This is a genomic window from Methylobacterium sp. A52T (assembly GCF_053346095.1).
The window spans coordinates 1-19,484 of record NZ_JBKFBI010000115.1 but is presented as its reverse complement, the minus strand read 5'-3'; the positions used below and the strand labels follow the sequence as shown (position 1 = coordinate 19,484).

Annotated in this window: 17 protein-coding genes and 1 pseudogene; 7 read left to right on the top strand and 11 right to left on the bottom strand. The window is 71.4% G+C overall.

From position 1 onward, the window contains the following. From ACLBYE_RS22815 to ACLBYE_RS22805, 3 genes are all read right to left on the bottom strand, one after another. On the bottom strand, positions 1 to 567 hold a 567-nt coding region (locus tag ACLBYE_RS22815), incomplete at its 3' end, for a dihydrodipicolinate synthase family protein (RefSeq protein WP_447695914.1). Positions 568 to 664: 97 nt separating this feature from the next. Then, complete coding sequence (locus ACLBYE_RS22810; RefSeq protein WP_020095346.1) at positions 665 to 1,435, bottom strand: Bax inhibitor-1/YccA family protein; 771 nt, start codon at positions 1,433 to 1,435, stop codon at positions 665 to 667. 424 nt (positions 1,436 to 1,859) lie between these two features. Further along, positions 1,860 to 2,447, bottom strand: coding sequence for a PAS domain-containing protein (locus tag ACLBYE_RS22805; RefSeq protein WP_447695913.1), 588 nt, complete (start codon positions 2,445 to 2,447; stop codon positions 1,860 to 1,862). 162 nt (positions 2,448 to 2,609) lie between these two features. Between ACLBYE_RS22805 and ACLBYE_RS22800 the strand changes: the two genes are divergently transcribed. Next, on the top strand, positions 2,610 to 2,933 hold the full coding sequence (locus ACLBYE_RS22800) for a hypothetical protein (RefSeq protein WP_447695912.1): 324 nt from the start codon (positions 2,610 to 2,612) through the stop codon (positions 2,931 to 2,933). A gap of 211 nt (positions 2,934 to 3,144) precedes the next feature. Here the strand turns inward: ACLBYE_RS22800 and ACLBYE_RS22795 are convergent, their stop codons facing one another. Beyond that, positions 3,145 to 5,721 (bottom strand): ABC transporter permease, encoded by a 2,577-nt coding sequence (locus ACLBYE_RS22795; protein WP_447695911.1) that lies wholly within the window; start codon positions 5,719 to 5,721, stop codon positions 3,145 to 3,147. Beyond that, the gene (locus ACLBYE_RS22790) at positions 5,721 to 6,422 is read right to left on the bottom strand and encodes an ABC transporter ATP-binding protein (RefSeq protein WP_447695910.1); all 702 of its coding nucleotides are present in this window, start codon (positions 6,420 to 6,422) and stop codon (positions 5,721 to 5,723) included. Before ACLBYE_RS22790 ends, ACLBYE_RS22795 begins: the two co-directional genes overlap by 1 nt. Before the next feature lie 204 nt (positions 6,423 to 6,626). On the opposite strand from ACLBYE_RS22790, the gene ACLBYE_RS22785 reads away from it, so the two are divergent. Both ACLBYE_RS22785 and thpR read left to right on the top strand, forming a co-directional pair. Then, on the top strand, positions 6,627 to 7,238 hold the full coding sequence (locus tag ACLBYE_RS22785) for an arylesterase (protein WP_447695909.1): 612 nt from the start codon (positions 6,627 to 6,629) through the stop codon (positions 7,236 to 7,238). Continuing rightward, positions 7,238 to 7,777, top strand: a complete 540-nt coding sequence (gene thpR, locus ACLBYE_RS22780; RefSeq protein WP_447695908.1) for an RNA 2',3'-cyclic phosphodiesterase — start codon at positions 7,238 to 7,240, stop codon at positions 7,775 to 7,777. Before ACLBYE_RS22785 ends, thpR begins: the two co-directional genes overlap by 1 nt. A 117-nt stretch (positions 7,778 to 7,894) precedes the next feature. Here thpR and coaA read toward each other — a convergent pair whose 3' ends face one another. The 3 genes from coaA to ACLBYE_RS22765 all read right to left on the bottom strand — a co-directional run bounded on the left by coaA (position 7,895) and on the right by ACLBYE_RS22765 (position 10,276). Next, complete coding sequence (gene coaA / locus ACLBYE_RS22775; protein WP_447695907.1) at positions 7,895 to 8,884, bottom strand: type I pantothenate kinase; 990 nt, start codon at positions 8,882 to 8,884, stop codon at positions 7,895 to 7,897. Next, a complete protein-coding gene (locus ACLBYE_RS22770) occupies positions 8,881 to 9,204 on the bottom strand; it encodes a phosphoribosyl-ATP diphosphatase (protein WP_020095338.1) in 324 nt (107 codons plus the stop codon). Before ACLBYE_RS22770 ends, coaA begins: the two co-directional genes overlap by 4 nt. Before the next feature lie 124 nt (positions 9,205 to 9,328). Next, positions 9,329 to 10,276, bottom strand: a complete 948-nt coding sequence (locus ACLBYE_RS22765; RefSeq protein WP_447695906.1) for an aspartate carbamoyltransferase catalytic subunit — start codon at positions 10,274 to 10,276, stop codon at positions 9,329 to 9,331. A 471-nt stretch (positions 10,277 to 10,747) separates the two neighbouring features. Here ACLBYE_RS22765 and ACLBYE_RS22760 point away from each other — a divergent pair, with 471 nt between their 5' ends. From ACLBYE_RS22760 to topA, 3 genes are all read left to right on the top strand, one after another. Further along, the gene (locus tag ACLBYE_RS22760) at positions 10,748 to 11,611 is read left to right on the top strand and encodes a cytochrome b/b6 domain-containing protein (RefSeq protein ID WP_447695905.1); all 864 of its coding nucleotides are present in this window, start codon (positions 10,748 to 10,750) and stop codon (positions 11,609 to 11,611) included. Continuing rightward, a complete protein-coding gene (locus tag ACLBYE_RS22755; RefSeq protein WP_447695904.1) occupies positions 11,608 to 12,567 on the top strand; it encodes a molybdopterin-dependent oxidoreductase in 960 nt (319 codons plus the stop codon). The genes ACLBYE_RS22760 and ACLBYE_RS22755 overlap by 4 nt, the downstream gene beginning before the upstream one ends. A 300-nt stretch (positions 12,568 to 12,867) precedes the next feature. After that, complete coding sequence (gene topA / locus ACLBYE_RS22750) at positions 12,868 to 15,552, top strand: type I DNA topoisomerase (RefSeq protein ID WP_447695903.1); 2,685 nt, start codon at positions 12,868 to 12,870, stop codon at positions 15,550 to 15,552. A 185-nt stretch (positions 15,553 to 15,737) separates the two neighbouring features. On the opposite strand, the gene ACLBYE_RS22745 is transcribed toward topA, so the two are convergent. Beyond that, complete coding sequence (locus ACLBYE_RS22745) at positions 15,738 to 15,926, bottom strand: hypothetical protein (RefSeq protein ID WP_238198890.1); 189 nt, start codon at positions 15,924 to 15,926, stop codon at positions 15,738 to 15,740. A gap of 371 nt (positions 15,927 to 16,297) precedes the next feature. Between ACLBYE_RS22745 and parE the strand changes: the two genes are divergently transcribed. Further along, positions 16,298 to 18,358: a DNA topoisomerase IV subunit B gene (gene parE / locus ACLBYE_RS22740; protein WP_447695902.1), complete on the top strand. Its 2,061-nt coding sequence runs from the start codon at positions 16,298 to 16,300 to the stop codon at positions 18,356 to 18,358. A 161-nt stretch (positions 18,359 to 18,519) separates the two neighbouring features. Here the strand turns inward: parE and ACLBYE_RS22735 are convergent, their stop codons facing one another. Next, positions 18,520 to 19,014 (bottom strand): PRC-barrel domain-containing protein, encoded by a 495-nt coding sequence (locus ACLBYE_RS22735; RefSeq protein ID WP_447695901.1) that lies wholly within the window; start codon positions 19,012 to 19,014, stop codon positions 18,520 to 18,522. A gap of 216 nt (positions 19,015 to 19,230) precedes the next feature. After that, positions 19,231 to 19,484, bottom strand: a pseudogene (locus ACLBYE_RS22730) (porin family protein); the annotation flags it as partial.

Below are 19,484 nucleotides of genomic sequence, written 5' to 3'. Positions count from 1 at the left end.
GCCCCCGGGCGCCCCCCCCGGGGGGGCGGGCGCCCGCGGCCCGGCCCGCGCCGGCCCCGGCGCGGCGCACTTGGCGGCCACGATCCCGGGCTGGCGGGCGATCCGGCCGATCAGCGCCGGCGTGAAGTGGAAATGCGTGGTCGCGGGGTTGTCGTAGAGGACGAGGGGCAGGCCGCCCGCCTCCGCCACGGTCGCGAAATGCGCCTCGACCTCGGCCTCGGTGAGCGGCGTGTACGAGACGGCGGCGAGGAGCCCGGCATCCGCGCCGGCCGCCCGCGCGTCCTGCGCGAGGCGGACGGCCTCGTCGGTGCGCAGGGCGCCGATGCCGACGAGGAGCGGGACCCGCCCGGCCACGGCCTCGGCGGCGATCGCCACCGCCCGGCGCCGCTCCTCGCGGCTCAGGTACGCGTAGGTCCCGGTGCTGCCGAGGAGGCCGATCGAGTCGACTCCGCCGGCCACCAGGGGCTCCAGCAACCGGCGCAGGGCTTCCGCGTCGACGCGGCCGTCCGCGTCGCTCGGGGTGATCGGGAAAGCGGAGAGGCCGGAGAGGTCGGAGAGCGCGGGCATGGCCCGAGCCTAGCGCATCCGCGCGCGGCGGCCAGGCAAAAAGAAACCCCGGCGGTGTCCCGCCGGGGTTCCCTCGTCCCGTCTCGTTCGGGCTGGCTTATCGGCGGTCGCCGATCAGGCTCAGCAGGAACTGGAACATGTTGATGAAGTCGAGATAGAGCGTCAGGGCGCCGTTCACCGACATCTTGGCCGCCATCTCGCCGTCGAAGCCGCCATAGAGATACATCTCCTTGAGCTTCTGGGTGTCGTAGGCGGTCAGCCCCGCGAAGATCAGCACGCCCAGCACCGAGATGGCGAACTGGAGGGCCGACGAGGCGAAGAAGATGTTCACCAGCGACGCGAGGATGATGCCGATCAGGCCCATCATCAGGAACGAGCCCATGCCCGAGAGGCTGCGCCGGGTGGTGTAGCCCCAGAGGCTGAGCGAGCCGAAGGCCGCCGCCGTGATGAAGAACACCTGCACCACGCTGCCCCCGGTGAACACCAGGAGGAGCGAGGACATCGAGGCGCCCATCACCGCCGCGAAGGCCCAGAACATCGTCCGCGCGGACGAGGCCGACATCCGGTCCATCCGCATGGAGAAGACGAAGATGAACGCCAGCGGGGCGAGCATCAGGACCCACTTCAGCGGGCTGAGGTAGAGGGTCTGCCCGAACGGGGTCAGGATCGGGCGGGTGCCCTGGTAGGCCGCCACGGAGGCCATGTTCAGGCCGAGCGCGACGAGACCCGAGATGCCGAGCCCGACGATCATGTTGTTGTAGACGCCGAGCATGAAGGTGCGCAGGCCCTGATCGACCTCGACCTGTGTGCCGGCGTAGCCGGTCGGCTGCTGGGCGCCGTACCGGAAGGGGCTGTTCTCGAATGCCATGGGAGTTTCCTTGCGGAGGCTCTCTCAGCGTGGTGTTCGGTCGAGGCCCACGCAGGACCTCTGGCGCCGGGCTGGCGCCTCGGTCGGGAATATGTTGCGCCCGAAGCCGCGACACAAGTCCCCGGCCACGGTTCCGGGGCCGCTTTTCCGTGTCCGGCGGATGTATTTTTGTCCATCTCGGCCGGGATTAAAATGCATTCCGCTCCGTCGTCGGGTTGTTCGACTGACGGTTGCCGCCGTCCAGGCGTTTCGATGCGCACGCGCGAAGTCTTAACGACTTCCTTATGCCACGTGCGTCCGCGCGCGCCCCGGTTTCTCCGGTCCGGACCGCCGAGTCCCGGCGGGTTCGTGCCTGCACGGCGGATCCGCAGCCTCGGAGATCCGCTCTCCGGCGCGCGGGATCTGGGCGCCCGGGAGGGGCGGTTCAGTGCGTCATCCGGCGGGCCAGGGCGCGGCCCAGACCCAGCAGCATCAGGTCGGCGGCCGCCCGCACCTCCGCGGGCATGTCGTCGGTGAGCGTCTCCTTGAGCGCGACGGCGAGGTCGGCCGCCCGCTCCAGCGGGTCGCCGCCCGCCATGGGCCTGCCGACCACGTAGCGGTCGCCGCCGTCGCGGATCTCGGTGATGTCCATCAGGATGCCGTGCGAGCGCTGCGGCTCGCCGTCCTCGTTCCGATGGGTCCGCCCCCGGCTGAGGAGCCAGCGCACGCTGCCGTCCGCCTTGAACACGCGGTACTCGGCGAGGACCAGGCCGCTCGACCGGACGGCCCGGAGCATGTGGTCCATCAACCACGTCATGTCCTCGGGATGGACCGCGGCCAGGGCCATCGGCCCGTTGATCGGACGGTCGGCGAGGTCGGGATTGCCGGTCAGCAGCCGGGCCGCGCCCGCGTCGTAGACGACCACGCCGCGGACGTGGTCCCACTCCCAGGCTCCCACAACGCACGAGGCTTCGAGAGCCGCCCGGAGACGGTCGGCGTTCTCCGCGTAGCCATCGATGACGTTGATGCGCATGGTGGACGGTCCCCCCCGGGCCGCTCGAAGATCGAATGTCCAGCTCCGTACCAATCTTCCGGCGAAATGACAAAGAGTTCACTTGCGAATACCCCTTCACGGGGGCACCTCTTGTCATGGTTGGGAAATTTTCCCCCGTCGCGAATGATTCGAGGGGCCGCCATGGACGAGAACGGACTCGAATTCCTGCGGACGATTGCTGACCGGAAGGTGGAATCCTCCGCCGCGCGCACGCTGAACAGGATTGCGCAGTCCCTCGATTTGCCGATCGAGGCGTTCTACGGTTCCGATCGCTGCGGATCTGTGGACCGTCTGACCGTGGAGCGGGAGACGGAGCGGCTGCTGATGCTGGTCGGGGTCCACCTCAACCGACTCGATCCGGCCGCGCGTAGGCGATTCGGTGAAGCGGTCATCGCCCTGGTCGGCCCCGAATCGACCGAGGCATGCGCGCGCACCGCGGAGAACGCGGAGCGCGGCGACCCGTGAGCGCGGGGCCGGACGGTTGGAAGCCCCTCCCGCGCGGACCGAGAGCGTCGATATCCTGCCGGGCCGTCCCCGGCCGGGCGCGGTCCGCCGCGATGGCCGGGGGCCCGCGTCGCGACGGCGTGGGCGGCGCCCGGTCCGCCGCTCCCGACGGCCTCGATCGCTGCCTCCGCCGGGGCCGGACCGGCTAAGGCGCCCGCGGGACCGGCCTCCGTCAGGTCTGCCGGAGATACGGCGCCGGCTTCTGCCCCAGGATCCGCCACGTGCCGACGAGCCCGAGGAGGATCGCCAGCGCCACCGCGGCCACGGCCGCGACCAGCGCGCCCGACAGGTCGAGGCGGAAGTCGAGGTGCATGACCTTGGCGACGATCACCCAGCCGGCGAGCGTCCCGGCCAGGAGGCCGAACAGCGCCGTGGCGAGCCCCAGCGCGGCGTACTCGAGGGCGTAGGCGGTCAGCAGCCGCGCCCGGCTCGCGCCCAGCACCTTGAGCACGACGGCGTCGTAGAGCCGCGCCCGGTGCCCGGCCGCGATGGCGCCGGCCAGCACGAACAGGCTCGCCAGCACCGCCACGGCGCTCGCCCCCCGGATCGCCAGGACCAGCCGGCCGACGAGGTCGCCGATGGCGTCGAGGGCGTCCTTCACCCGCACGGCGCTCACCGACGGGAAGGTCTTGGCGACGTCGCGCAGGATGCGGTTCTCGGCGGAAGCGTCGGTTCCGCCGGGCAGGGTCAGCGTCGCGAGGTCGGAATGCGGCGCGCCTCGGAAGGTGCCCGGCGAGAACACCATCACGAAGTTGATGCCGAGGTTGCGCCACTCCACCCGGCGCAGGTTGAAGATCGTCGCGGTGAGGTCGCGGCCGAGCACGTTCACCGTCACCGTGTCGCCGAGCTTGAGGCCGAGCTGGCGGGCGAGGTCGGCCTCGAAGGAGACCAGCGGCTTCGCCCCCTGCTCGGCGCTCCACCACGCGCCCTCGGTGAGGCTGGAGCCGTCCGGCACCGTGTCGGCGTAGGTGATGCCCCGGTCGCCGTCGAGCACCCAGGCGGCGTCCTCGGGGGGGCGGATCTTGCTCGCCGGCACGCCGTTCAGGGCGACGATACGGCCGCGCATCATCGGCACGTCCTCGATCTTGCCGTTGGGCGCCGCGCGCGCCAGGAACTCGCGGAACTGGGCGGCGTCCCGCGAGCGGATGTCCAGGAAGAAGAGATTCGGCGCCTTGGCCGGCAGGGTCGCGCTGATCGTGCGGCGGACGTTGGCGTCGATCAGGCTGAGCGTCACGAGGAGCGTCACGCCGAGGCCGAGCGACAGGACGATGGCCGGCGTCAGGGCACCGGGCCGGTGGAGGTTGGCGAGCGCCATCCGGGGCGCCGGCCAGCGCGGGTGCGGCAGGCGGCGGGCGAGGGCCATCAGGCCGAGCGCCACGCCGTGCAGCAGGCCGAACGCGATGGCGGCGGCCGCGATGAAGATCAGCGCGACGCGCCGGTCGAAGGCGGTCGCCACCGACAGGCCGACCAGGGCCGCGAGGCTGACGGCGAGCCAGATCCGGTAGCGCCAGCGCGGGCTGACGCGCGCCGGGTCGACCGTGTCGCGGAACAGGCCGGAGACCGGCACGTCGTGGGCGCGGCCGAGCGGCGTGATCGCGAACGCGAAGGCCGTGATCAGCCCGTAGGCGGCCGCGAGCGCCAGCTCCCCGGGGGCGAGCGTCGGGTTCAGCGGCAGCGGCAGGTCGGCGGAGAAGAGGGCGTCGAGGAGGAAGGGCAGGCTCGCGCCGATCGCGAGGCCGATCAGGGTGCCGAGGCCGGCGATCAGCATCACCTGCGTCAGGTACAGGGCGACCACCTGCGAGCCCGGCGCGCCGACGCTCTTGAGGGTCGCGATCGAGGGCCGCTTGCGCTCCACGAAGGCGTGGACGGCGTTGCCGACCCCGACGCCGCCGACGATCAGCGCGGTGAGCCCCACCAGGGTCAGGAACTGCGTGAAGCGCTCGATGCTCTTGGCGAAGCGCGGGTCGGCGTTGGTCCGCGAGCGGATCTCCCAGCCGGCCTCGGGGGTGGCGGCGCGGATCCGGGCCTGCGCCGCGTCGAGGTCGGCGTCCGGCGTGCCGGGCGGCAGGACCAGGCGATAGCTCCAGCGGTTGAGGCTGCCGGGCTGGACGAGGCCTGTGGCGCGGAGCGTCGGTTCGGAGACCATCAGCCGCGGACCGAAGCCGATCCCGCCGGCGATCTTGTCGGGCTCGGACACGATGGTGCCGCGGATCGCCACGTCGTGCCCGGCGAGCGCGATCCGGTCGCCGACCTTGACGTCGAGGCGGGTGAGCAGGGCCGGGTCGGCCAGCGCCCCCGGCACCCCGTCGCGCTCCGCCAGCAGGTCGGCGAGGCGGCCCGGCGGGTCGGTCGCGATGTCGCCGGCGGCCGGATAGGTGGCGGGGTCGACGGCCTTCAGCTCGACCAGGGCCGCGTCGCCGCCCGGCGCCACCGCCATGGCCCGCAGGGAGGCGACGATGTCGAGGCGGCCCTCCCGCGCGAGGGCCTGCTTCTCCGCGTCGGTCGCCTCGCGGTTGATGAGGTTGAAGGCGAGGTCGCCGCCGAGGATGCGCCGGCCCTCCCGGCCGAGCCCGTCCGAGAGCGAGCGCGAGATCGACGCCACCCCCGCGATGGCCATGACGCCGAGCGCGATGCAGGCGAGGAACACCGCGAAGCCGTTGAGCCCGGCCCGCAACTCGCGCAGCGCGAGGCGCAGGGTGAGCGGGATCCGGCGGGGCGCGGGGTCGGGGCGGGTGATCGTGCCGTGCATCAGGCGGTCACCGCCTCCTCGATCCGCCCCGAGCGCAGGCGCACGGTGCGGTCGCACAGGCGGGCGAGGCCGTTGTCGTGGGTGACGAGGACCAGCGTCGCGCCGCGGTCGCGCTTCAGCCGGAACAGCAGGTCGACGATCTGGCGGCCGGTAGCCTCGTCGAGGTTGCCGGTGGGCTCGTCGGCCACCAGGATCGCCGGGTCCGGGGCGACCGCCCGGGCGATGGCGACGCGCTGCTGCTCGCCGCCCGAGAGCTGCGCCGGGTAATGGTGCAGCCGGTGCCCGAGGCCGACCGCCTCCAGCTCGGCGCGGGCTCGCTCCAGGGCGCCAGGCCGGTCGGCGAGTTCGAGCGGCAGGGCCACGTTCTCGAGCGCCGTCATGGTCGGCACGAGATGGAAGGCCTGGAACACGATGCCGATCCGCCGGCCGCGGAACTGGGCGAGGGCGTCCTCGTCGAGGCGGACGAGGTCGGTGTCCTCGATCACGACGCCGCCGGAATCGGGCCGCTCCAGCCCGGCCATGACCATCAGCAGCGTCGACTTGCCGGAGCCGGACGGGCCGACGAGGCCGACCGCCTCGCCGCGGTCGACATTCAGCGAGATGCCGCGCAGGACGTGGACGCGGGCGGCGCCGCGGCCGAGGCTGAGATCGATGTCCGACAGCGCGATCGCGGGCTCGCGCAGCACCTTGCCTTGGCTCACCGGTGAGCCGATCTGTGGGCGATGACGAGCATGGCGCGCGAGGTCCTCACGTGGGGTCGATCCCTTCGGCTTCGATCTTGGCTCTACGGGCCGCTGGTGCACCGCGATATGGGTTCGGCATTGGGGCCGCGCCATGACGCGCGCGCTGTGTTCCGGCGCACGGCCCTGTATGCCGCAGCGCTAGCGCTCCTGATGGTCCCTTTCATGACAGCCGTCGCGCCGGGAGCGCGGGCCGCGCCTGGCGGGCCGGTCAAGCTCGTCGCCCTCGGCGACAGCCTGACCGCGGGCTACAAGCTCCCGGCCGACGCCGCCTTCCCGACCGTGCTGGAGCGCCTGCTCAAGGCCAGGGGCGCGGACGTGACGGTCGCCAATGCCGGCGTCTCCGGCGACACCGCCACCGGCGGCCTCGACCGGGTCGACTGGTCCGTCCCGGACGGGACCGCGGGCGTGATCCTCGAGCTCGGCGCCAACGACATGCTGCGCGGCACCGACCCGAAGGTCACCGAGGGCGCGCTGTCGGCGATCATCGAGCGGCTGAAGGCGCGGGGCATCCCGGTCCTGCTCGCCGGCATGCAGGCCGCGCCCAATCTCGGACCCGACTACAAGGCCCGGTTCGACGCGATCTACCCGGCGCTCGCCAAGCGCTACGGCCTGACCCTCTACCCGTTCTTCCTCGACGGGATCATCGGCGACCGGGCGCAGCACCTCGACGACATGATCCACCCGAACCGGCAGGGCGTGGAGACCATCGCGGCCCGCATGCTGCCGACGGTGGAGGGTTTCCTGGGGGGCCTCCGGCAGGGGGCGTCGCGGTAATGCCGCGCCTGTTCACCGGCCTCGCCGTGCCGCCCGCGATCGCCGACGCGCTCAGGGCCTGGCAGGGCGGCCTGCCCGGGGCCCGCTGGATCGAGCCCGGCGACTTCCACGTGACCCTGCGGTTCATCGGCGACGTCGACGCGACCACGGCCGACGACGTGGTGGAGGCGCTGTCCGAGATGCGGGTCCGCCCGGCCCTGACGGTGACCCTCGACGGCCTCGGCATCTTCGGCGGCGACAGGCCGCGGGCGCTCTACGCCTCGGTGGTGCCGGAGGCGGAGCTGACGGATCTCCAGGCCGAGCAGGAGCGGCTCGTGCGCCGGGCCGGGGTCGAGCCGGAGCGGCGGAAATTCACCCCGCACGTGACCCTGGCGCGCCTCCGGCGCGACGCCACGCCGGAGGCGGCGGCGATGTACCTGTCGCAGGCACCGGTCTTCGCGCCGCTGACCTACACGGCGGACCGGGTGACGCTGTTCTCGGCGCGGGACTCGACCGGCGGCGGTCCGTACGTGGCGGAGGCGGAGTTCCCGTTCGCGTGATGCGCCTGGGCTCGGTCGTTCACGTCCGTGCGAGCGCAGCGAAGCGATCCGGCGTCGCTCGTGATGACGGAGGTTCGGTCTTCGTGCGGGCCGATCGTTCGATCGGCCCGCAGCGGTTCACAGCCGCCTCAGGGCCACGCTCTCGATCCGGTGGCTCGCGCCCTTGGTGAGGATCAGGCTCGCCCGCTGGCGGGTCGGCACGATGTTCTCGCGCAGGTTCGGCAGGTTGATCGTCGTCCAGAGCCGGTCGGCGATGTCGAGGGCCTCGGTCTCGGCGATCTCGGCATATTTCCGGAAGTACGAGCGCGGGTCGCGGAACGCCGTCTGGCGCAGCTTCATGAAGCGCGTGACGTACCAGCGGTGCAGGTCGTCCTCGTGGCCGTCGAGATAGATCGAGAAGTCGAAGAAGTCGGACACGAACGGGATCGCGGTCCCGTCCCGGGGCAGGCGGGCCGGCTGGAGCACGTTCAGGCCCTCGACGATCAGGATGTCGGGGCTCTCCACCACCCGCTCCTCCCCGGGCACCCGGTCGTAGACGAGGTGCGAGTAGAGCGGCGCGGTCACGCGCTTGTGGCCGGCCTTCACGTCGTGGAGGAAGCGCAGCAGCGCGGCGGTGTCGTAGCTCTCGGGGAACCCCTTGCGCTCCATCAGGCCGTTGGCGGCCAGTTCGGCGTTCGGCAGCAGGAACCCGTCGGTGGTGACGAGGTCGACCTTCGGGGTGTTGGGCCAGCGCGCCAGCAGGGCGGTCAGGATGCGGGCGGTCGTGGACTTGCCCACCGCCACCGACCCGGCGAGCCCGATGATGTAGGGCGCCTTGGTCTCGCGCTCGGCCATCAGGAAGCGCTGCGTCGCCTTGAACAGGCCCTGCGTCGCCGCGACGTAGAGCGCGAGGAGCCGCGACAGCGGCAGGTAGATCGCCTCGACCTCCTCCACCGAGATCGGGTCGTTGATCGATTGCAGCCGCTCCAGGTCCTCCTGCTTGAGGGTGAGCGGCGTGTCGGCGCGCAGCTGCGCCCATTCCTCGCGGCTGAAGCGGCGATACGGCGAGAGCCGGTCGGACGCTTCGAGGATCGCCTCGACCGAGCCCGGCAGCGCGGCCGCGTTCACGCGTGGCGCCTCGCGGCCTTCTCGGCGATGCCGCTCTGGGCGGTGCGACGCTCCAGCTCCGCCATCACGGCGTCTAGCTCGACCCCGCCCGCCCGGAGCAGCACGACGAGGTGGTAGAGCACGTCGGCGGCCTCGTTCCGCAGGCCGGTCTTGTCGCCCTGCACGGCCGCGATCGCCGCCTCCACCGCCTCCTCGCCGAGCTTCTTGGCCGCCTTGGCGGGCCCCTCGGACAGGAGCTTGGCCGTGTAGGAGGTGGCCGGATCGGTCCCGGCACGGCTCGCCACGAGGGCAGCGAGGTCGGCGAGCGTGTAGGCGGTCATGAAGCGATCTGCATGTTGCGACGGCCCCTTATACAGATCAGGGCCGGATTTCGGCAGGAAACTGCGCCACGGCCGCTCGGCGGGCAAGCGGAGCGGGTGAAGGCCGCCCGGCTCTGTCCGGGATTCACCCGTTCGGCAGGTGCCGCGCCAGCGCTTCCAGCACGGCCATGCGGACGGCGACGCCCATCTCGACCTGCTCGCGGATCAGCGACTGCGCCCCGTCGGCGATCTCGGAGGAGATCTCGACGCCGCGGTTCATCGGCCCCGGATGCATCACCAGCGCGTCGGGCTTGGCGAGCGCCAGCTTCTCGCCGTCGAGGCCGAAGTATCGGAAGTACTCCTTCACGGACGGCACGAACGAGCCGTTCATGCGCTCCCGCTGGAGGCGCAGCATCATCACGATGTCGCAGCCGACGAGGCCCTTGCGCATGTCCGTGAAGGTCTCGACGCCGAAGCGCTCGATCCCGGAGGGCAGCAGCGTCGAGGGCGCGATCAGGCGGACCCGCGCACCCATGGCCTGGAGCAGGATGATGTTGGAGCGCGCCACCCGCGAGTGCAGGACGTCGCCGCAGATCGCCACCTGCAGGCCCTCGATCCGGCCCTTGTTGCGGCGGATCGTGAGCGCGTCGAGGAGGGCCTGGGTCGGGTGCTCGTGGGCGCCGTCGCCGGCATTGACCACCGCGCAGTCGACCTTGCGGGCGAGCAGGTGAACGGCGCCCGCCGATTCGTGGCGGACCACGATGATGTCGGGCCGCATGGCGTTGAGCGTCGCGGCGGTGTCGATCAGGGTCTCGCCCTTCTTCACCGAGGACGAGGCCACCGACATGTTCATCACGTCGGCGCCGAGCCGCTTGCCGGCGAGTTCGAAGGACGATTGCGTCCGCGTCGAGGGCTCGAAGAACAGGTTGATCTGCGTGCGGCCCCGCAGGGTCGTGCGCTTCTTCTCCACCTGCCGCGAGATGTCGACGGCGGATTCGGCGGCGTCGAGCAGCACCTCGATGTCGGGCCGGGTCAGGCCCTCGATGCCGAGGAGGTGCCGGTGCGGGAAGGCCGGGGGCGCGGGCGTCGTCATGATGAGGCCCGGGTGTAGGTGCGGCGCGCCCGGGGAGCAAGGCTGTGTCTCAGACATCCCGGATCTATCCGCGGCGTGTGCTCCTTCCCGTAAGGCCTACGGGCGACATGGTTCTGAGGCCCCGGCTGGCTCGATCGGCGGCAGGAGGAGGCGCGGGTCCCCTCTCCCGAGCGGGAGAGGGACAGCGTGAGGAATGAGAACTGTCAGACAGAGACGCGCCTGAACCCGCGTCTCCGACGTGCTCCATCCTGAAGCTTCTCGCCCCTCACCCCAACCCTCTCCCGCTCGGGAGAGGGGGCGCGTCGCGCTCCGTCATCGACGGCGCGCCCATCGGCGCAGTCGTACTCCGAGGGGCGGCTGCGGCCTTTTTCCCGGCGGATGGTAACCGCCCGCCCCTGCGCCACGTATCTGCCCGAACGGTCGGGATTCGTACGCTCCCGACCCCGCGCCGCTTGCCCGGGATCCAGACGCTTGGCCGCCTCCCCTGCCCTCGAAGCCCCCGAGACCGTCGACCGGCAGGGGCGCCGCTGGTTCTACCGCCACCCGCTGGTGATCCGTCTGGCGCACTGGATCAACGCCGCGGTGCTGCTGGTGCTGCTGATGAGTGGCCTGCAGATCTTCAACGCCCACCCGGCGCTCTACTGGGGTTCGGTCTCGACCTTCGACAGCCCGGCGCTCGCCATCACCAGCGAGCCGGGCCGCGACGGCACGACCCGCGGCGTCGTGACGGTCGGTTCCCACACCCTCGACACGACCGGCGTGCTCGGCCTGTCGAAGGAGGGCGGCACCGAGGTGGAGCGCGCCTTCCCGGCCTGGGCGACGCTGCCGGCCGATCAGGACCTCGCGACCGGGCGGCGCTGGCACTTCCTGTTCGCGTGGCTGCTGGTGATCAACGGGGCGGTCTACCTGCTCTACGGCCTGGTCTCGGGCCAGCTCCGCCGCCGCCTGATCCCGGACGGGGATCAGATCCGCGACTTCGGCGGCTCCGTGAAGGAGCACCTGCTCCTGCGCTTCCCCGAGGGCACCGAGGCCAAGCGCTACAACGTCATCCAGAAGCTGACCTACCTCGTCCTCGTGCTGGGCCTGCTGCCCGCGATGGTGCTCGCAGGGCTCGCCATGTCGCCCGGGATGGACGCGGCCTGGCCGTGGCTGACCGAGCTGTTCGGCGGCCGGCAATCGGCGCGCAGCGTCCACTTCATCGCTGCCGGGCTGATCGTGCTGTTCGTGGTGGTCCACGTGCTGCTCGTCATCGTGTCCGGGCTCGTCAACAACATGCGCGGCATGATCACCGGCTGGTTCAGCCTCGGCCGTCCCGAGAAGGAACCCGCCCGATGATCCTCCACCGCCGCAAGCTCCTCGCCGCGGGCGCCGGCCTGATGGGCACCGCGCTGCTGACCGGCTGCGACAAGTTCGCCGGGACCGAGACGGGGCAGCGCACCCTCAAGGTCGGCGAGGACGCCAACGAGTACGTCCAGCGCCTGCTGATGTCGCCGACGACCCTGGCCCGGGAATTCCCGGCCTCGATGATCTCGCCGTGGTTCAAGCCGAACGGCACCATCGACCCGCCGGACCGCGCCTACCGGGCGCTGGCGGTGCGGAACTTCTCGGACTTCAGGCTCTCCGTCGACGGGCTGGTCCAGACCCCGCTGTCGCTGAGCCTCGCGGACCTGCGCGCCCTGCCGTCGCGCACCCAGATCACCCGGCACGATTGCGTGGAGGGCTGGAGCTGCATCGGGCAATGGGGCGGCGTGCCGCTCGCCGAGGTGCTGAAAAAGGCGGGGCTGAAGCCGCAGGCGCGCTACGCGGTGTTCCACTGCGCCGACACGCTGGAGTTCGAAGCCGGTCCCAAGGGCGGTGGCAGAGGGCGCGACCAGGGCGCGTCCCTGCGGCGCCCGACCCATCCGGGCGCGGTGCGCGAGGCTTACGTGCAGCTCGCCGCCGCCGAGGATTGGGGCGGCCCGGCCACCGCCACCGACGCGCCCAAGGACGATTGGGGCCAGGGCAGCCCGGCCCCGGAGCCCGAGCCGGCGGGGATCCCGATCCGCTACTACGAGAGCATCGACCTCTACGACGCCTTCAACCCGCAGACGATCCTGGCCTACGACCTCAATGGCAAGCCGCTGCCGGTCTCGAACGGCGCGCCCCTCCGGCTGCGGGTCGAGCGCCAGCTCGGCTACAAGCAGGCCAAGTACGTGATGCGGGTCGAGATGGTGGAGTCGCTCGCCGGGATCGGCCAGGGCAGCGGCGGCTACTGGGAAGACCGCGGCTACGAGTGGTACGCGGGGATCTGAGGTGACTGACGGAATTTTGAGCCGCCGAAGCGGCGAGCACCGTGCTGGATCCCGGGTCGCGATTCAGGCTGCATCGCCACTTTCCCGGAGCGGTGGGGCTATGCGGATCCTGATCCCGGGCCCGGCGCGAGAAGCGCCGCGTCGCGGCTCGGTCAGAGACCTCGCCATTTGACAACCCGCCGCCCGTGACCCACTTGTGCCCGGCGCGCGGCCCCGGCCCGACGGCGGGCATACGTCCCACGCGAATCTCGAACAGAATTCGTCCGTCGCGCCCAGGCTCCGTCAGGGGCAGAGGTCTGAATGAAAGTCGTCGTCGTCGAGTCGCCGGCCAAAGCCAAGACGATCAATAAGTATCTCGGCCGCGACTATGAAGTCATCGCCTCCTTCGGGCATATCCGCGACCTGCCGCCCAAGGACGGCTCGGTGGATCCCGAGCAGGACTTCCACATGGTCTGGGAGCTGGCCGACCGCGGGGCGAGCCGGGTCTCGGAGATCGCCAAGGCGGTCAAGGGCGCCGACAAGCTGATCCTCGCCACCGACCCGGACCGCGAGGGCGAGGCGATCTCCTGGCACGTGCTGGAGGCGCTCACCGCCCGCAAGGCGCTCAAGGGCATCCCGGTCGAGCGCGTGACCTTCAACGCCATCACCAAGGCGTCGGTCGAGCAGGCGATGCGCAAGCCGCGGGAGATCGACCAAGCGCTGGTCGACGCCTATCTGGCGCGCCGGGCGCTCGACTATCTCGTGGGCTTCAACCTCTCGCCGGTCCTGTGGCGCAAGCTGCCGGGCGCCCGCTCGGCCGGGCGCGTGCAGTCCGTGGCGCTCCGGCTCGTGGTCGAGCGCGAGATGGAGATCGAGCGGTTCAAGCCGCGCGAGTACTGGACGCTCATCGCGACGCTGACGACCGCCGACGGCGCGACCTTCGAGGCCCGCCTCGTGGGCGCGGACGGCAAGCGGATCCAGCGCCTCGACGTCGGCACGGGCGAGGAGGCGGCCGCCTTCAAGCGCGACCTCGAACTCGCGACCTTCCAGGTGGCGAGCGTCGAGGCCAAGCCCGCCAAGCGCCACCCGCAGCCGCCCTTCACCACCTCGACCCTGCAGCAGGAGGCCTCCCGCAAGCTCGGGATGGCGCCGGCCCAGACCATGCGGGTCGCCCAGCGCCTCTACGAGGGCGTCGACATCGGCGGCGAGACGGTCGGCATCATCACCTACATGCGGACCGACGGCGTCGACATGGCGCCGGAGGCGATCCAGGACGCCCGCCGGGTGATCGGCAAGGAGTTCGGCGACCGCTACGTGCCGGACGTTCCGCGCAAGTACAGCGTCAAGGCCAAGAACGCCCAGGAGGCCCACGAGGCGGTGCGCCCCACCGACATGGGCCGCCTGCCCAAGACGGTGGCGCGCCACCTCGAGCCCGAGCAGGCCCGGCTCTACGAGCTGATCTGGACCCGCACCATGGCGAGCCAGATGGAATCGGCCGAACTGGAGCGGACCACCGTCGACGTCACCGCCAAGGTCGGACCGCGGACCATCGACCTGCGCGCCACCGGCCAGGTGGTGAAGTTCGACGGCTTCCTGACCCTCTACCAGGAGGGCAAGGACGACGAGGAGGACGAGGAGAGCCGCCGCCTGCCGCCCATGAAGGCCGGCGACCCGCTCGCCCGCGAGCGGATCAGCTCGACCCAGCACTTCACCGAGCCGCCGCCGCGCTACTCCGAGGCGAGCCTCGTGAAGCGCATGGAGGAGCTCGGCATCGGCCGCCCGTCGACCTATGCCGCGGTTCTCCAGACCTTGCGGGATCGCGAGTACGTCAAGATCGAGAAGAAGCGGCTGCAGCCGGAGGACAAGGGGCGGCTCGTCACGGGCTTCCTCGAGAGCTTCTTCCGGCGCTACGTCGAGTACGACTTCACCGCCGGCCTCGAGGAGCAGCTCGACCGGGTCTCCAACGCCGAGATCGACTGGCGGGCGGTGCTGCGCGACTTCTGGCGCGACTTCTCCGCGGCGATCGGCGAGACCAAGGAGCTGCGCGTCGCCGACGTGCTGGAGGCGCTGAACGGCCTCCTCGGGCCGCACATCTTCCCCGACAAGGGCGACGGCTCGAACCCGCGCACCTGCCCGACCTGCGGCTCGGGCCAGCTGTCGCTGAAGCTCGGCAAATTCGGCGCCTTCATCGGCTGCTCGAACTACCCGGAATGCAAGTACACCCGGCAGCTCTCGGCTTCGGGCGTCGACGGCGACGGCGACGGCTCCTCGGCCGAGGGCGGCCAGCCGGGCGTGCGGGTGCTGGGCGACGATCCCGCGACCGGCCTGCCGGTGACGCTGCGCGACGGCCGGTTCGGGCCGTTCCTCCAGCTCGGCGAGGCCTCCGCCGAGAAGGGCGCCGAGAAGCCGAAGCGCTCGTCGCTGCCCAAGGGGCTCAGCTCCTCGGACGTGGATCTCAACAAGGCGCTGGCCCTGCTGGCGCTGCCGCGGGAGGTGGCCCGCCATCCCGAGACCGGCGAGCCGATCCTGGCCAATCTCGGCCGGTTCGGACCCTACGTGCAGCACGGGAAGACCTACGCCAATCTCGGCAAGGACGACGACGTGCTGGAGATCGGGGCTAACCGCGCCATCGACCTGATCGTCGCCAAGGAGCAGGGCGGCGGCCGCGGCCGCCCGGCCGCCGATCCCGGCCGGCCGCTGGGCAAGGACGAGGCCAGCGGCCGCGACCTCGTGGTCAAGGCCGGCAAGTACGGGCCCTACGTCACGGACGGCGAGGTCAACGCCACGCTGCCGAAGACGATGAGCGCCGAGGCGCTGACCCTCGACGAGGCGATCACCCTGGTGAACGCCAAGCGCGCCGCGGGCGGCGGCAAGCCGGCGAAGCGCGGGGCGGTCCGGAAAGGGTCGGCGCGGGCCGCGAGCGGCGACAAGCCGGCGGCCAAGAAGACCGCCGCCAAGAAGCCGGCGGCCAAGAAGGCGGCTGCGAAGACGTCGAGCGCGGGCTGAAGCGTTCGTGGACGAGGCCGAGGTGGGCCGGCGAGCCCGCCCGTCCTTGCGAGCGGAGCGAAGCAACCCAGTGCAGCGCGAGGCGTTCGACCGTGGCGCCGACTGGGTTGCTTCGCTCCGCTCGCAAGGACGCGGCAGAGGCAGCGTTGCCGCCCCTCACCGCGGGTTGCGGTCAGCGATCGGGTTCAGACCAAGTAGGTGATCGTCGCCGCGACCGCGGTCGCGAAGGTCGCCAAGGTGATCGTGGTGGCATTGACCAACGCCCGGGCGGGCGGCACGCCGGCCGCGTCGTCGTCGCAGCCGAAGGCGGCGCCGGCCGCGTGCTCGAAGCGGATCAACGTGAGGCGGCGGGCCTCGATCGCGGCGTCGCTCATGGACTGCGGCTCCCTGACCACGGTCAAGATTTATCTCCGCCACCAACGTCGATCGTCCCGTTCTGTTCCGGGCGTCGCCTGTGGAAGCCGGGCATGCGGGTCACGAGAAAGCCTTAACCCATTGTTGTGCAACGTCGTGATGACGGCCCGGCGCGCGGAACCGTGTCCCGGCACGGACGCGGCCCTCGCTCGCGGCGGCGCAGCATGCGATGATGCGATCGCCTCGCCGCAGGGCGAACGGCTTTGATGTTTATGGTTTGTTCCGCTATCATGCGGGGATGAAGGCGCATGCTCCACGACCCGAGACCCGTCCCAAGACCCGTCTGCGCGAAGCCGAGCCGGCCGACGCGCCGCGCGCCAGGAGGCCGCGCGTGAGCGATCCGGCGCGGGACCTGTTCGGGCCGGGCGGCAAGGGCGCCGCGGCCCGCCCGCCCGAGCCGCGGCGGCGGCTGGATTCGGCGGCCTCCGTGGCGACGCTCGCGGCCGCCGAGCCCGAGGGCGGCTACACCGCCTCCGACATCGAGGTGCTGGAGGGGCTGGAGCCCGTCCGGCGGCGGCCCGGCATGTATATCGGCGGCACCGACGAGCGGGCGCTGCACCACCTCTTCGCCGAGGTGATCGACAACTCGATGGACGAGGCGGTCGCCGGCCATGCCAGCTTCATCGAGGTGGAGCTGGAGGAATCCGGCGCCCTCGTGGTGACCGACAACGGCCGCGGCATCCCGGTCGACCCGCACCCGAAATTTCCCGGCAAATCGGCGCTCGAGGTCATCATGACCACGCTGCACGCCGGCGGTAAGTTCGACTCGAAGGTCTACGAGACCTCGGGCGGCCTGCACGGCGTCGGCATCTCGGTGGTGAACGCGCTCTCCGACCTGCTCGAGGTCGAGGTGGCGCGCAACCAGACCCTCTACCGCCAGACGTTCTCGCGCGGTCATGCCCAAGGGGCCTTGGAACTGGTCGGCCGGGTGCAGAACCGGCGCGGCACCCGCGTCCGCTTCCATCCCGATGCCCAGATCTTCGGCTCGCTGAAGTTCGACCCGCGCCGCCTGTTCAAGATGGCGCGCTCCAAGGCCTACCTCTTCGGCGGCGTCGAGATCCGCTGGCGCTGCGCCCCTGCCCTCCTCGAGGGGCTGGAGGACGTGCCGGCCGAGGCGGTGCACCGCTTCCCCGACGGGCTGCGCGACTACCTCGCCCGCGACATCGACGGGAAGGAGCTCGTCACCGAGGCGATGTTCTCCGGCAAGATCACCAAGCCGGGCTCGCACGGGTCGCTCGAGTGGGCGGTGGCCTGGATGGTCGCCGAGGACGGGATCTCGCACTCCTACTGCAACACAATCCCGACGCCCGAGGGCGGCACCCACGAGGCGGGCCTGCGCGTCGCCCTGCTGCGCGGCCTGCGCGAGCATGCCGAGCGGGTGAACCAGGCCAAGCGCATGACTGCCGTCACCACCGACGACGTCATGGCGACCTGCGCGTCGATGCTCTCGGTCTTCATCCGCGAGCCCGAGTTCCAGGGCCAGACCAAGGACAAGCTCGCCACCGTGGAGGCGCAGCGCATCGTCGAGACGGCGGTGCGCGACGCCTTCGACCACTGGCTCGCCGCCTCCCCGGCCCAGGCCAACAAGCTCCTCGACTGGGTGATCGACCGGGCCGAGGAGCGCCTGCGCCGCCGCCAGGAGAAGGAGGTCGCCCGCAAGAGCGCGACCCGCAAGCTGCGCCTGCCCGGCAAGCTCGCCGACTGCTCGGCGGCGGGCACCGCGGGCTCTGAGATCTTCATCGTCGAGGGCGACTCGGCCGGCGGCTCGGCCAAGCAGGCCCGGGACCGGGCGACCCAGGCGATCCTGCCGCTGCGCGGCAAGATCCTGAACGTCGCCTCGGCCTCGCGCGACAAGCTCGGCGCCAACCAGCTGATCTCGGATCTCACCCTGGCGCTCGGCTGCGGCACCGGGGCGGCCTTCCGCGAGGCGGACCTGCGCTACGAGAAGGTGATCATCATGACGGACGCCGACGTCGACGGCGCCCACATCGCCTCGCTGCTGATCACCTTCTTCTACCGCCAGATGCCGAGGCTGATCGACCGCGGCCACCTCTACCTCGCGATCCCGCCGCTCTACCGGCTGCAGCAGGGCTCGAAGGTGGCGTATGCCCGGGACGACGCGGATCGGGAGCGGATCGTCAAGACGGTGTTCAAGGGCGGCAAGGTCGAGATCGGGCGGTTCAAGGGCCTCGGCGAGATGATGCCGGCCCAGCTCAAGGAGACCACCATGGATCCGAGGAAGCGCACATTGCTGCGCGTCGCGGTCCTGGACGAGGCCCGGGAATCGACCGGCGACACGGTCGAGCGCCTGATGGGCAACAAGCCCGAGGCGCGCTTCGCCTTCATCAGCGAGCGCGCGGCCTTCGCCGAGGGCGCCGACCTCGACATCTGACGCCGGAGCGCCGGCGCGGCCGCGCCGCGTCGGTCGATGGCGCCCGCGCCGTCATTGCGAGCGGAGCGAAGCAACCCAGCAGCGCCACGTTCACCGAAGTCGCGCTGCCCTGGATTGCTTCGCTGCGCTCGCAAAGACGGGTGACGGGTTTCGGTCGCGCCTTATCGGGGCGGCGCGATCACCTTGGCCGGGTCGAAGGGCTGGGCCGCCGCCACCGTGTCCTTGCCCATGTTGAGGACCGCCGAGAAGCGGTCGCCGCCGGGACGCAGCACGAGGGCGCCCGGCTCGACCGCGATGAGCTTGCTGCCGAGGCCGAGGAAGCCGCCGACGTCGATCACGACGGCCTTGAGCGTCCCGCCATCGGCGATGAGCAGGTCCTCGATCTTGCCGACGCTGTCGCCCGCGGCGTTGCGCACCGTCACGCCGATCATCTTCGTGGTCAGGAAGGTGACGGGCTTGAGCCCCTGACGCTTGGCGGCGTCCTCGGCGCTCGCCGCCTCCGTCAGCCGCCCGCCCCCCTTGCCGTCCATCGAGGTTCCCGGTCCCGTGGCCGGCAGGATCGTGTCCTTGCCGATCACGCTGGCGTCCTGCGCGGAGGCCGGCGCGTTCGCGAGGCCGAGGGCCGCGAGCGACAGGAGAAGGATTCGGCTTCGCATGGCTGATCGCTCCGCGCGCCCGGTCCCTGCGTGGAAGGCCCTGTCCGGGTCACTGAGGGGCGCCGCGGTCTCAATCGCGGGCGGCCCGCGCGGTTCCGGCCCTCCCTGTCGCACCCGCCGAGGCCGGTTCGCGGTCCCGAAACGCGAAAGGGCCCGGCCTTGCGGCCGGGCCCTTCGGGAGCGCGGAGCCGGCAGAGCCGGCTCCGGCATCCGGTCTCAGTAGGATCCGAACTTGTAGTTCAGGCCGGCGCGGACGACGGCGAACTCGGTCTTGGCAGCGGCGCCGTTGAGGTAGGCGGTGCCGTTCGGGGGCAGGAGATTGCCGTAGAACACGCCGCCGGCCGAGTTCTTCTGGCGGTCGAGGCTGACGTAGAGGCCTTCGACCTTGAGGGTGACGGCCGAGGAGCGGAAGAAGTTCAGGAACGAGTCGGTGGGCAGGGCGTACTCGACGCCGCCGCCGGCGGCCCAGC

What these genes read in the sequence shown, in the direction of transcription:
- ACLBYE_RS22810 (WP_020095346.1), bottom strand. Translation starts at nt 1,435, where the DNA reads ATGGCATTCGAGAACAGCCCCTTCCGGTACGGCGCCCAGCAGCCGACC.
- ACLBYE_RS22805 (WP_447695913.1), bottom strand. Translation starts at nt 2,447, where the DNA reads ATGCGCATCAACGTCATCGATGGCTACGCGGAGAACGCCGACCGTCTC.
- ACLBYE_RS22800 (WP_447695912.1), top strand. Translation starts at nt 2,610, where the DNA reads ATGGACGAGAACGGACTCGAATTCCTGCGGACGATTGCTGACCGGAAG.
- ACLBYE_RS22795 (WP_447695911.1), bottom strand. Translation starts at nt 5,721, where the DNA reads ATGCACGGCACGATCACCCGCCCCGACCCCGCGCCCCGCCGGATCCCG.
- ACLBYE_RS22785 (WP_447695909.1), top strand. Translation starts at nt 6,627, where the DNA reads ATGACAGCCGTCGCGCCGGGAGCGCGGGCCGCGCCTGGCGGGCCGGTC.
- thpR (WP_447695908.1), top strand. Translation starts at nt 7,238, where the DNA reads ATGCCGCGCCTGTTCACCGGCCTCGCCGTGCCGCCCGCGATCGCCGAC.
- ACLBYE_RS22770 (WP_020095338.1), bottom strand. Translation starts at nt 9,204, where the DNA reads ATGACCGCCTACACGCTCGCCGACCTCGCTGCCCTCGTGGCGAGCCGT.
- ACLBYE_RS22765 (WP_447695906.1), bottom strand. Translation starts at nt 10,276, where the DNA reads ATGACGACGCCCGCGCCCCCGGCCTTCCCGCACCGGCACCTCCTCGGC.
- ACLBYE_RS22755 (WP_447695904.1), top strand. Translation starts at nt 11,608, where the DNA reads ATGATCCTCCACCGCCGCAAGCTCCTCGCCGCGGGCGCCGGCCTGATG.
- topA (WP_447695903.1), top strand. Translation starts at nt 12,868, where the DNA reads ATGAAAGTCGTCGTCGTCGAGTCGCCGGCCAAAGCCAAGACGATCAAT.
- ACLBYE_RS22745 (WP_238198890.1), bottom strand. Translation starts at nt 15,926, where the DNA reads ATGAGCGACGCCGCGATCGAGGCCCGCCGCCTCACGTTGATCCGCTTC.
- ACLBYE_RS22735 (WP_447695901.1), bottom strand. Translation starts at nt 19,014, where the DNA reads ATGCGAAGCCGAATCCTTCTCCTGTCGCTCGCGGCCCTCGGCCTCGCG.